The organism is Sulfolobus sp. E5-1-F (assembly GCF_009601705.1).
Classification (GTDB): Archaea; Thermoproteota; Thermoprotei_A; order Sulfolobales; family Sulfolobaceae; genus Saccharolobus.
The window spans coordinates 1,538,579-1,550,864 of record NZ_CP045687.1; the positions used below are offsets into that span (position 1 = coordinate 1,538,579).

General features: G+C 33.2%; 15 protein-coding genes. 8 read left to right on the forward strand and 7 right to left on the reverse strand.

Features of this window, described 5'->3' with window-relative positions; translation table 11 throughout:
- The first annotated feature begins 10 nt into the window (after positions 1 to 10).
- Positions 11 to 229, forward strand: coding sequence for a hypothetical protein (locus GFS03_RS07640; protein ID WP_153423257.1), 219 nt, complete (start codon positions 11 to 13; stop codon positions 227 to 229).
- Here GFS03_RS07640 and mcm read toward each other — a convergent pair.
- On the reverse strand, positions 226 to 2,283 hold the full coding sequence (mcm, locus tag GFS03_RS07645) for a minichromosome maintenance protein MCM (protein WP_153423258.1): 2,058 nt from the start codon (positions 2,281 to 2,283) through the stop codon (positions 226 to 228). The genes GFS03_RS07640 and mcm overlap by 4 nt on opposite strands.
- A complete protein-coding gene (locus GFS03_RS07650; protein WP_153423259.1) occupies positions 2,270 to 2,809 on the reverse strand; it encodes a hypothetical protein in 540 nt (179 codons plus the stop codon). The genes mcm and GFS03_RS07650 overlap by 14 nt, the downstream gene beginning before the upstream one ends.
- A 36-nt stretch (positions 2,810 to 2,845) precedes the next feature.
- Here GFS03_RS07650 and GFS03_RS07655 point away from each other — a divergent pair, with 36 nt between their 5' ends.
- Genes GFS03_RS07655 through moaC form a run of 4 tightly spaced genes read left to right on the forward strand, consistent with a single transcriptional unit; the run spans position 2,846 to position 5,325 of the window.
- Entirely contained in the window at positions 2,846 to 3,361 is a 516-nt protein-coding gene (locus GFS03_RS07655) for a THUMP domain-containing protein (protein WP_153423260.1), read from the forward strand.
- A gap of 35 nt (positions 3,362 to 3,396) precedes the next feature.
- Entirely contained in the window at positions 3,397 to 4,638 is a 1,242-nt protein-coding gene (locus GFS03_RS07660; protein WP_153423261.1) for an ORC1-type DNA replication protein, read from the forward strand.
- Between the two features lie 17 nt (positions 4,639 to 4,655).
- Positions 4,656 to 4,892 (forward strand): hypothetical protein, encoded by a 237-nt coding sequence (locus GFS03_RS07665; RefSeq protein WP_153423262.1) that lies wholly within the window; start codon positions 4,656 to 4,658, stop codon positions 4,890 to 4,892.
- Positions 4,876 to 5,325, forward strand: coding sequence for a cyclic pyranopterin monophosphate synthase MoaC (gene moaC / locus GFS03_RS07670; protein WP_153423263.1), 450 nt, complete (start codon positions 4,876 to 4,878; stop codon positions 5,323 to 5,325). Before GFS03_RS07665 ends, moaC begins: the two co-directional genes overlap by 17 nt.
- Here moaC and GFS03_RS07675 read toward each other — a convergent pair.
- From GFS03_RS07675 to GFS03_RS07695, 5 genes are read right to left on the reverse strand one after another with little or no spacing between them, the layout of a single operon-like run.
- Positions 5,322 to 6,539 carry a replication factor C large subunit gene (locus GFS03_RS07675; RefSeq protein ID WP_153423264.1) on the reverse strand — a complete coding sequence of 406 codons (1,218 nt, stop codon included), beginning with the start codon at positions 6,537 to 6,539 and terminating at the stop codon, positions 5,322 to 5,324. The genes moaC and GFS03_RS07675 overlap by 4 nt on opposite strands.
- The gene (locus tag GFS03_RS07680; RefSeq protein ID WP_153423265.1) at positions 6,536 to 7,528 is read right to left on the reverse strand and encodes a replication factor C small subunit; all 993 of its coding nucleotides are present in this window, start codon (positions 7,526 to 7,528) and stop codon (positions 6,536 to 6,538) included. Before GFS03_RS07680 ends, GFS03_RS07675 begins: the two co-directional genes overlap by 4 nt.
- Before the next feature lie 21 nt (positions 7,529 to 7,549).
- Entirely contained in the window at positions 7,550 to 7,999 is a 450-nt protein-coding gene (locus GFS03_RS07685; protein WP_153423266.1) for a YbhB/YbcL family Raf kinase inhibitor-like protein, read from the reverse strand.
- Positions 8,000 to 8,036: 37 nt separating this feature from the next.
- Positions 8,037 to 8,672, reverse strand: a complete 636-nt coding sequence (psmB, locus tag GFS03_RS07690) for an archaeal proteasome endopeptidase complex subunit beta (RefSeq protein ID WP_153423267.1) — start codon at positions 8,670 to 8,672, stop codon at positions 8,037 to 8,039.
- A gap of 55 nt (positions 8,673 to 8,727) precedes the next feature.
- Complete coding sequence (locus GFS03_RS07695) at positions 8,728 to 9,921, reverse strand: amidase (protein WP_153423268.1); 1,194 nt, start codon at positions 9,919 to 9,921, stop codon at positions 8,728 to 8,730.
- Between the two features lie 209 nt (positions 9,922 to 10,130).
- Between GFS03_RS07695 and GFS03_RS07700 the strand changes: the two genes are divergently transcribed.
- From GFS03_RS07700 to GFS03_RS07710, 3 genes are read left to right on the forward strand one after another with little or no spacing between them, the layout of a single operon-like run.
- The gene (locus tag GFS03_RS07700) at positions 10,131 to 11,132 is read left to right on the forward strand and encodes an acryloyl-coenzyme A reductase (protein ID WP_153423269.1); all 1,002 of its coding nucleotides are present in this window, start codon (positions 10,131 to 10,133) and stop codon (positions 11,130 to 11,132) included.
- 26 nt (positions 11,133 to 11,158) lie between these two features.
- On the forward strand, positions 11,159 to 11,773 hold the full coding sequence (locus GFS03_RS07705) for a hypothetical protein (protein WP_153423270.1): 615 nt from the start codon (positions 11,159 to 11,161) through the stop codon (positions 11,771 to 11,773).
- A gap of 10 nt (positions 11,774 to 11,783) precedes the next feature.
- The gene (locus tag GFS03_RS07710) at positions 11,784 to 12,269 is read left to right on the forward strand and encodes a hypothetical protein (RefSeq protein WP_153423271.1); all 486 of its coding nucleotides are present in this window, start codon (positions 11,784 to 11,786) and stop codon (positions 12,267 to 12,269) included.
- Positions 12,270 to 12,286: the final 17 nt, after the last annotated feature.

Genomic DNA, 12,286 nt, shown 5'->3' on the forward strand with positions numbered 1-12,286 from the left:
AGGATAACCCATGGAAATGTTAAAGATAAAGCTGGCAAGTGGTAGAGAAGTAGAGATTAACGACGATGTAATAGCTGTTCTTAACGAATACGTAAGGACACAGATGACACTGGAAGAGCTATCAAAAAGGTTAGGTCTCTCCGGTTGGGAAGAAGCTTACGAATTAATAAAGCAAGTACCAGCATGGGTAATGTGGTCTCCTTTACCAATATATAAGAAATTAACTTAGACTTTTTTGTAACATTCTGGTTTTGCTTCGTATATTATACCACTTTTTCTCATATCTGTAAGTAATTTTTCTACGTTATTTTTTTCAATGCCAACTTGTTGTGCTTCTTTTAGTATATCCTTAACCTTTGCACACTCTGAACTTACAGCCAAACTATCTATTATTTCTAGTATTTTCATCATTTTCTCTCTAGCGCTTTTAGGTTTACCAGTCATTATTGTATCTATATCTATTTTTCCACTTTCCATGTCAACTCCTACGCTTTCTAGGAATAGCCTCATTATATTTATAGCTCTTTCTGCATCCTCTCTGGTGACTTCTGATTTTAGAGCCATTTTAGCATAAGCTTCTGAAATTCTTATTAAAGCCTCTAGTTGTCTTGGAGTTATCAATATTGGGCTATCTGGAGTTTCCGAACTTTTCTTTCTCATCTCCACGAAGAAATCTGTAATTAGATTCTTAGCTTCATTCGTAATTTTTGGTGTAATATATTTTCTTGCATATGCTATATATTTTCTTAATGTATCTATATCTATAATGTTTTTTGTAGATTTCCCCGAATGCACATCTAATATATAGTTTGCAAGCTCTCTGTCTTGTTCACCGGGTTGATCTTTTAATATAAATATTAGGTCAAATCTTGATAAGATTGTTGGGGGTAGGTTAATATTATCAGATACTGGCCTTTCACTTATGTATCTACCGAACTTTGGATTCCCAGCGGCAATAACTGCAGCTCTAGCGTTTAATTTAGCTACTATCCCGGCTTTTGCTATGGAAACTGTCTGTTGTTCCATTGCCTCATGAATAGCTACTCTATCTTCATCTCTCATCTTATCTATCTCATCTATCACGGCTATTCCACCATCGGCTAACACTAACGCACCCGCTTCTAAGTAATATTCTCCAGTTCCCTTTTCTCTAACCACGGCAGCTGTTAAACCTGCTGCTGTGGATCCTTTACCAGTCGTGTAAACTGCCCTTGGGGCTACTCTTGAGATAAACTGTAACATTTGTGATTTGGCAGTACCAGGATCGCCTATTATTAGAATGTGAATGTCTCCTCTTATTCTTGTATCTTCTAGAACCTTAGGAACTCCCCCGAATAATGCTAATGCTAGAGCTTCTTTTATTTCCCAATGACCATAAATAGATGGGGCTATTGATGCTATAATTCTATCACGTATCCAAGGATCTTTGGCTAATTCCTTGATCTTCTTCTCATCTTCTTCAGAGATTATTACCTCATCTAATACTTTTTGTGAAACTTCTATACTACTAACTTTCATATAAATGTCAAATACCGCTCTACTTCCTCTTTTAATTGGAGATTCTTGTTTTATCTCTAGAATTCCAGTTACTTTTACTCTATCTCCTGGCCTTGCAGAATCAACTAAATCGTCTTCAAGGATTATTTCCAACTGTCTAGGTAACTGTCCAGAAGGTACTTCTTCTGGTCTCTCTTGGATTACTGCTTTTTGCCAGTCAAGTAACTTCGTTTTCTCTGGGATTAACCTGAATTGTCCTGGCTTACCGCATTTTGGACAGATAGTTGGCATCTCTAATATTTCTGGCATCTCTTCATCTTCTGGCCACTCAAACTCTTGCATGCAGTCTGGGTGAATATGTTTATAAGTTGCCTTGTAAATTCTCTCTTTTACCGGAGTAACTTTAACTAATATTCCATCAATAGTTATTAGTTTATCTATATCAGTACTTCTTATTTTTCTAAGTTCTATAACTCTAGGTATTCCTACAATTCTAACATGTACCTTTTCTATATCTCGCTGATATGTAGGATCCAATTGTAAGATATGATCATATAATGCACCTTCTAGAATTGGCAGAACAATTTTAGTGTTATTTATTATATCATAAGCTAGATTTTCGTCGAATGCGAGTATATCAGAAAACTCTACTATAAGACTTTTTTTCCTATACGCTATTAGTTCATTTATTCTCTCAATATATTTGTTCTGATTATTATTCTTGAAGGTCGTCAGAAATTCTATAAAAAGATCTCTATAATCAATCTGTTTGCTATGAATTTCCAATTATATCACCGTATAATTCCTTAATAAGTTGTTTTATTGTTTTATAGATTAAAAGCTCTTCTTCCATCATTCCGTTAATTAGGTTTTGATCATCGATATTGAGAAACGCGAGCTGAATCAGTTTTCTTAGTCTTATTTTAATGATTTCATTTAGTATGCTTATTGATTTTCTAAGTTTTTCTAAACTCTCAACATTATTATCTCTCCTTAAGGTTTCCAGATAAAGTTGTACTCTACTTGAGAAATCCTTACCTAAGGGAACTAAAGATGCTGGTGTATTCACATTTTGTCTTTCTTGGAAAAGAATTCTTCCTAAATCTTCAATTGAAATTTTATCTTCTATTTTTGCTACGTTTTTTCCTTCTAAGACAATAGCTAACCATTGTGGCAACTGATTTTCACTTCCTTTTATTAACTCAACGTTACCCGCTGTTATTGAGCTTCCATTCCAGTCCTCTATTATCATAACTCGGCGAATATAAGTATTGGATAATCTTTTAATAGCTCTAAGTTTTACTTCAATCACAATCTATTTTTTCTTAATACAAAACCTTTATATCTAATGGGGCAGAACCCAAAGGCTCTTGTAACTACAAAACCTGGTAAAGGCCAAAAATGTATAAATGAAATTTTGAATAGGATACTTATAAAAGATATTGATGCGAGAGTTATAGAATATATACAAAATGTAATTCTTATTTACTCAGATTTAGATCCATTAGTGATTTATGGTTTACTTTTCGCTTCTCCTCCATCTTGTGCAGAAAAAGTGTATCCATTTCAATGGATTATAAATTCCACTAACGAAAAGGAGATTATTGTTAATGTAATAAATTTTATGAAAAATAGAGTAAAAGATCTCAAAACTTTTTATGTTAGATGTTATAATAGGGGAATTAATGTTGATTGTAGAGAAATTGAAATTGGAATAGGAATAGGGCTAAAGGACTTAATTAACGTTGACTTTAAAGATCCTGATGTTATACTCCACGTTAATGTATTAAAGGAATTCACTGGGATATCGCTTTTGAGGAAGAATCAAGAAAAGTTTCGGACTACTCCCTTAGATAAAATATAAGGTAATACCACTTAATTTAGATTGGGGTAAAAGTTTTGGTTTCAGCTAAAGATATACTTTCAGATAGTTTGAGATCATCAGCATTAATAATCAAACATAAAGATAAGCTTTCGCTAGATTATGTGCCGGAAAATTTGCCACATAGAGAAGAAAAGATTAAGGAATTAGGTTTCATATTTAAAGATTTATTAGCTGGAGATGCTAAAGATTCAGAAAGAGTTGTAATAATAGGTAGGACAGGCACTGGGAAAACAGCAACGGTTAAATTATTTGGTAAAAATTTTGAATATATTGCGGAGAGAGAATATGGAGTTAAAATAAAGTATGTTCATGTAAATTGTTATCGGCATAGAACATTGTATTTGATAAGCCAAGAAATAGCCAACGCGTTAAAACTACCTATACCTTCGAGGGGATTATCAGCACAAGAAGTGTTTAAGATGATCCATGAATATTTAGATAGGAGAAATATACATCTAATAGTTGCATTAGATGAATTTGGACATTTCCTAAATACGGCAAATAATGAGGAAATATATTTCTTAGTAAGATTGTATGACGAAATATCAGCAATAATAAAGAGAATTAGTTATATATTTATAGTTAATGAAAGCCATTCCATTTATAAATTGGATAGAAGTATAAGGGATCATGTAGCCAGAAGATTAATTGAATTTCCTCCTTACAAGTCTATTGAACTTTACGATATTTTAAAGTATAGGGTAGAAGAGGCTTTTAATGATAATGCTGTAGACGATGAGGTATTACAATTCATATCTAATACTTATGGCTATGATAAAGGGGGCAATGGTAATGCCAGAATTGCAATAGAGACTCTAAGTTTAGCAGGAGAAATAGCAGAGAAGGAGGGGTCGCCAGTGGTATTGTTAGATCACGCTAAGAAAGCTAATTCTACAATAAATCCAGAGATTCAGGAGATTGTGGATAGTTTATCGTATCTTGATTTGCATCAACTTATACTCTTGAAAGCGCTAATAAGGGTTTTAAATAAGAATAAAGTTGATGAGGTTACGATGGGAACCTTAGAAGAGGAATATATATCATTAGCCAGAGAGTTTAATGAGGAACCTAGAAAACATACACAAGTTTATGAGTATCTGAGGAAACTTAAAGTAATAGGGATAATTAATACCAGACAGAGTGGGAAGGGAATGAGAGGAAGAACTACTCTAGTTTCCCTTTCTCTACCATTAGATAAAAGATTAGATGATTATGTTATGCAACAAATATTGGTGAGGTTAAAATCGAGAGCTTAATCTATAATTCATCTAAAATCAAGATATTATCTATATTAATAAAGTATGGTGATATGAATATCACTAAATTATATAGATTATCTAAGATTCATTATGATAAACTAAAAAGGGAATTGCAAGATTTACAGAAGATGAATCTAATTGAAATAATAGGTAGTGATAAAAAAATAGTTAGACTAAATTACTCTAACCCTAAAGTAGTAATCTTAATTAACCTATTGGAAGAGTTAGATAAAAATGAGTTCCGAAGCTAAGATGGTAGATATATCCCCAAAGGAGACTGTATTAAGAGAAGCAGAAGCTGAGGGATTCATTAAACTAAAAGACGATACTATAAAGAGAATTGTGGAAAACGAAATAGAAAAGGGGAACGTAATTGCTGTAGCAAAGACCGCTGGAATAATGGCTGCAAAGAAAACGTCAGAACTTTTACCTCTATGCCATTTAATACCTTTAGAAAGTGTCGACATTGATATAAAAATTGAGAATAACGGTATAAGAGTTAGATCTAAGGTGAAGGCTCATTATAAAACTGGAGTAGAAATGGAAGCACTAGTTGCCACGTCTATTTCCTTGTTAACTATTTGGGATATGGTTAAAAAATATGAAAAAGATGAGAACGGAAAATACCCATACACTGTTATTAAGGATATAAAAGTTATAGATAAGATAAAGGAGAAAGATTAGGATTTAGACGTGGAATTAAGATACTCTTTTTCTTTAGTATTTAAACTTAATTGTTTATCGTATTTCTTATAGAATATTAGGAAAAATGGGTAAGTATCATTTAGTGTTTTATCAAAGGATGAATGTATTGCGAGTTTCTTAATGATCTCATCCCTCGTATCTCTTATATCTTTACTCTTAGATAGTAGTTGTATATACGATGGAAACTGATACTTTTTCCATTTTGGTTTCCAGTTCGGCTTTTTCTTTTCAATTTCTGCAAAGGCTACTCCAGCGCTCATTAGATCATATGCGTAAGATAATAAGTCCCAATCTCCACCTTTTGCTCTCTTTAGAAATATTGAAGCTCTAGAGAGAGCATCAAAGGCTCTCCAAACATCTTCAATATTATCGTATTGTATAGGTATGTTCTCTGATATCCATCTAATTAGCATATCATAATCTATTTGAGCACTTGTAGCTGCATTTTTAGCTTGCCATACATATCTTGCCCAGAATATATCTCTTAGTGTTTCAAATGGATCCAATTCACGTTCTTTTCTTCTAGCCATAGCTTCAACTAATTCAAGAGTAACCTTACCATAACCTTCTCCGATTCCTTGTAACATATTAATTGCATATCTAGCATCTCCTTCACTAGTATCAATTATATAGTTTAACGCTTCATCATCACAAATAATCTTTTCTGCTTGACAAATCTTTTTTAAAAGCCTTCTTAAAGGGTACTTTCCTAATCTACTTAATCCAATCATTTTGACTTTATTTCTTAACTCTCTTAATGCAGGATTCCAAGGATCATTAGCTGTCATTATTATGGGATATTTTGTTTTTTCAATAAGATCTAAAATACCTTGTATAGCTCCAGTATCTTCACGGAGATTTATTCCATCGACTTCATCTAAAAGTATTAATTTACCCCTAGATCCGAATATACTACCATAAACAGATGCCTTTTCCGCTATACTCTTTATATCTTGCAATTTTCTTGAATCGCTAGCGTTCATCTCTAAGAGTTCGAGATTATAATCATGAGCTAAAGCTTCAGCTAAGGTAGTTTTTCCAACACCTGGAGGGCCATGCAATAATACTGCTTTAGCGTTTGGTTTTCCATTAAGCCAAGACTCTATCCACTCTTGTAATTCTTTTTTAGCGTCATCTTGATTTTCCACATCTTTTAGAGAATGTGGTCTATATTTTAAAAACCATTGTATCATTTATTCTCACTGCCTATATATTTATTCCCATAAATGACCATTTTAGCTAATAATGCAGATAACTGTATTTCGTCATCAGCACCTTCTATTATTCTAAACTCAGTTTCTCCTATATAATCTAGTAATAGAACTCTTAATTCCTCACTAATTTGAATCTCTGAAGAAGTTATTTCTCTATGCATTTGCTTTATTACATCCTCTCCAGATAAGCCATATGTAATAAGCAAAGTTCTTAGCTTCTCTCTTGCTTGTGTAAATTTTCCTTGTAATGCTAGGTTTATCATTTCTCTAACTTCCTTAGGTTGCGCTAATCCTAGAACCTTAAATACGGCCTCTACACTAATCTTGCCATAAGCTGAGGCAGCCTGTAAAATATTTATACTCTTTCTCATATCCCCCATTGTTATATCGTAGATAGTTTCCAAAGCTTTTTGATCGTACTCAGCTTTCTCATTTTTAGCGATATATGCTAATCTATTAACGACATCTTCCTTCTTTAACGGGTAAAATCTAAATAACGCAGTTCTGGATTGTATTGGCTCAATGATTTTACTTAAGTAGTTACAAGCTAGAATAAATCTAGTGTTTTCTGTATATAGTTCCATAGTTCTCCTTAAAGCTTGCTGGGCATCAGCGGTCATGTTATCTGCCTCATCTAGAAGAACTACCTTAAAAGGAACATTTCCTGGAACTACTGTACGCGCAAACTCCTTTACCTTATTCCTAATTACATCTATTCCCCTTTCATCACTGGCGTTTAGTTCAAGGAAGTACTCTACATAATTGTCTCCATATAGATCATGAACAAGAGCTAAAGCAGCGGTAGTCTTTCCGGTACCTGGTGGTCCCGCAAAGAGTAAATGAGGCATATTCTTTTCCTTGACGAACCTTTTTAACCTATCTATGATCTCTCTTTGATTTACTATATCATCTAAAGTTTTAGGTCTATACTTTTCAGCCCAAAGTATTTCTTCTACCTTCGCACTCATTATCTCACTCCATGAATGAAATTACTTTCTCTTATATTTACCCATTATGAATCCTTTATCTATCTCATGTCCCTTTATTAACGATTTCAATTTGTCAGCATCAATATTCTTAATTTCGTTTAATAATGTATCTACTGCATAAACATAAAAATAATATCTATGAGGTGGATGTGTTTTAGGGGGACACGGGCCATTATATCCCACATTCCCAAAATCGTTTACACCTTGTATTCCATATTGTGATTTATACGCTTTTGGTACTCCTTCCGGTAATCTATTAGCAGTTATGTTATATATTACCCAGTGTATAAAAGTTCCTCCAGGAGCGTCTGGGTCTTCTACAATAATTGCATAACTTTTAGCATTAGTAATAGGCTCCCATTCTAATTCTGGAGACAGATCTTGCCCATCACAAGTATATTTAATGGGTATAATATCCTCGTTCTTAAAGGCTGAAGATACTACCATCATCAAATATATACTTTCACTATTCAAAATTAAAAACGCTTTACATCTTCTTATTTAAGTAGAACTCTAATTCCTCATGTCCTTTACTGTGAATTTTTGCTACTATAACCCCAGTACCCGTAAAGGAATCTCGCTTTATTGCTGAGAACACAGCTCTCTTAGCTAGGTCAGCCGCCTCATCTAAAGTCATTTTGGGATTATATTCATCTTCTAGCACTCCCATAGCTACTGGTGAACCAGAGCCAGTTGCAACGTAATTTTCTTCAGTTATATCTCCTAAATAATCTAAATTAAACAATCTTGGCTGGTCATCGTAACCACCTATTAGGATTTGAACAATATAAGGAAAATATTTTGTTGCGGATAGTATGTTCGCTAGTCTAGTTGCAATTCCCTTTATAGAGATTGGCCCATATTTAGTAATACTATTATAATGATATATATTTTTCAATACATCATATATAAACTGTAAATCGGCTACACTACCTGCAGTAGTTATTCCGATTTTATCCGTAATATATAATACTTTTCTAACCATTTTATTGGCTACGAAAAATCCTGCACTAGCTCTCCTATCTGCTGCAAGAATTACTCCATCATTTACCTTAATTCCTACAGTTGTAGTTCCTTTAAGTATCTTATTTTCTAATTGCAACTCATTCCCCATAATTACCATTAAAAGCAAGAATAAAAAGGTGACAGTCAATATATCATGTATTCTTAGTAGATCATTAGTGTTTTCCTACAACGTTTAAAATATATTCAGTGACTTCAAGTAAATCTCCATCTTTATATAGCTCTCCGCTTATCATTAAACCAACTGGTAGGCCATTAAGGGTAGAAAATGGTATACTTATTGATGGCGCTCCAACTACATTAAATAGCTCAGTATTAGCTATTAGATATTCTCTAAATTGAAGAGGATTAGAGAGTACGTCAGAAATTTTAGGTGCAACAATTTTTGTTGTAGGGGACAAAATAAAATCAATATTTTTAAATGTTTTTATATATTCTTCTATTAATAATCTCCTATATCTAAGAGCATCTATATAGTCTGTGGCAGAAATTTTCATACCATCAAGGAGTAACGTATAAGTATCTTTAAAGTATTTATCACTATTTTCACTTATCCAATCTTTATGGAAGGAAGAAGCTTCAGCTAACGATATAGTTCTTCTAGTTTTAGATCCATATTGCCTTAGTAAAGGAAGATCTACCTCGACTATATCAAAGTATGAAGATAATTTTGCATATATTTCTTTCAGCAATATCCTTGAAACTTCCATATCATCGAATAAGAATAAACCTATACGCGGTCTTGTTCTTAATTTAGCTATTTCAACCTTCCTTTTTTCATTTGGCAAAATCGCATCAAAAACTCTTCGTAACAGTCTAATGTTATCTTTCACGATTATCCCCACAGTATCCAACGACCAACTAAAGGGTATTACACCATCAGTAGGTATTAATCCAGTAGTTGGTTTAAATCCTATTACTCCACATAAAGACGAAGGAATCCTTACAGACCCTCCAGTATCAGTACCAATTCCCACATCTACCATGTCTAATTTTACTGCAACTGCAGAACCACCACTAGAACCGCCACTTATTCTTTCTGGATCAACTGGATTTTTTGCAGGTCCTCCTATACTCGATGTATTAGTTGCACCTAACGCGAATTCATGAGTATTAGTTTTTCCTATTATCTTTCCTCCTTCTCTAAGTATAGCGTCTACAACATAAGCATTTTCTTGTGGAACATAGTTTTCTAAAATTCTCGAACCAGCGGTAGTCCTTACGCCTTTAGTTAAAATAACATCCTTTATTCCAAATGTAACATTCTTTAACTTACCCTTATTGTTTCCTTCGATATTATAGAGAGTGATAAATGCATTATATTTTGAATTTAATTCTTCTGATATCATCTTCCCTCACACAGAATAATGGTTCAAGTAACTTTTTAAGTATTGGATCTTTATCGTTTTCCTTCATTGTTATAATACTTATTAATTTGGTAATAAAAGCTTACAAACAATCCCTTATGGGAACACTTCACATATTATTTTTTTTAAAAACATATGGAGCCTACTATGATAGATAATATTTTTTATACAGTTTAAACACAATCTAACCGATGAAAGCCGTAGTGGTTCCGGGTAAGCAAAAAGGATATAAGATAGAAGAAGTCCCAGATCCAATCCCAGGGAAAGATGAAGTTGTAATTAGAGTAAATAGAGCGGCATTATGTTATAGAGATCTATTACAACTACAAGGTTTTTATCCAAGAATGAAATATCCAGTAATCTTAGGACATGAGGTAGTTGGTACAATAGAACAAATTGGAGAGAACGTTAAAGGCTTTAAAGAAGGTGATAAGGTAATTTCACTTCTTTATGCACCTGATGGAACTTGCCATTATTGTCAAATTGGCGAGGAAGCGTATTGCCACTCAAGATTAGGTTATTCAGAGGAATTAGACGGCTTCTTTGCTGAAAAAGCAAAGATAAAAGTTACGAGTCTAGTAAAAGTTGGCACTAACGTTCTAGACGAGGGAGCAGTTTTAGTACCTTGCATAACTGGAATGGTTTATAGAAGCTTGAGAAGGGCAAAGTTGCAAAAGGGGGAAACAGTTCTAGTCACAGGAGCTAGTGGTGGTGTTGGTATTCATGCTATACAAGTAGCGAAAGCACTTGGTGCTAAAGTGATAGGAGTAACTACATCAGAGGAAAAAGCCGCTTTCATAAGGAAATTGGCTGACCATGTAATAGTAGGTAGTAAATTCTCAGAAGAGGCAAAGAAGATAAGTGATGTAAATGTAGTTATTGACACAGTAGGAACGCCAACAATAGATGAAAGTCTGAAAAGTTTATGGATGGGGGGTAGACTGATACAAATAGGTAACGTCGATCCAACTCAGATATATCAACTAAGGCTAGGATACATTATACTGAAAGATATAGAAGTAATAGGCCATGCGTCTGCAACTAAGAGGGATGCAGAAGAGACTCTCAAGTTAACTGGAGAAGGAAAAATAAATCCCGTGGTCGCTGCAGTAGTAGAGCTGAATGAGATAGATAAGGGATATGAAATACTAAAGGATAAGCATAAGATTGGGAAGGTACTAGTAAAGCCTTAAATTTTTAAATCTTTTTATAGGTTAGTGTGAGGCTTAAAATTTCATGGATAGAGCTTAGTCAAGATTTATTACCGCATTCAGATTTAGATTCAAAAGAAGATCTTAAATTTATAAGCAATGAAATTCTTGAAGCATTTGAAATAGGAGGATATTCTGATGAAATAGAACTAGATGACAAAATATTAGAGATAACTTCTATTTTCTCGTCAAAGTTAGTAAATGATATTCTAAGATCAATACAAATTTACGAAAAAGGGAGATGGGGTAAATTATTATCGGGTGATATAGTTACTGTTATCGGAGAAACAATAACATATGCTCTTCTAAATCAGTTATTCGATGTAAGTATTAATGATATATTACCATTTAGAGGCGTAAAGTTCTTAGGCATAATATCGGATTTAGTTATAAATATAGAAAAATATGATAAATTAAGAAAATTTTTAGATGCAGAGAACGGCTTATTATTCGTGGAAGCCAAGGCCACAATGACCTATAGAAGATCACAAGTAGTTAATACAATATTAAAAAGCTTAGTTACAATTGAAAATCTTAGATATCCAGACAACTATGGACTAATTTCTTATATTATAAGATACAATAACCAACTATACGATTTAATGATATTGATAAAACCGTAAGGTGGGAAAAGTGAATTGCCTTGAGAGTCTTCATAAAGCATACATCTTGACTTGGATAGGAGATTATAAAACAGCTAGTGAGTTAGCTACTCAATGTATTCAGCTTCTTTCAGATTCAGTAGAGATAAGGAGAAAGATAAAGGAAATATTGAAGGAAGTCGATATGCAATATAAAATACCTAAAAAATTAAGGGAAGAAAATATAACTAGTCTCGATCTAATTCAAGTTGCACTTTATTATTTGGCAAAAAGGCTATCTATCAAAAAAGATAACTACAGGGAAATAATTGAAAATGGTAATATAAAACTGTCTGTAATTGGTTCGTTAATTAAAGAGGTTAGAGGATATTGTGAGGGATGTAAGGGATATAAATATTTTATGCTAACTAAGGCTAAGGGATATGCGATACTTTATGACCAGATAATATACGCTGAATTTTTTGAAGGGAAGACAGAGGATGTAATAGATGAGATAATACACAACACTAAACTTTAAATTACATCCTTTTACTA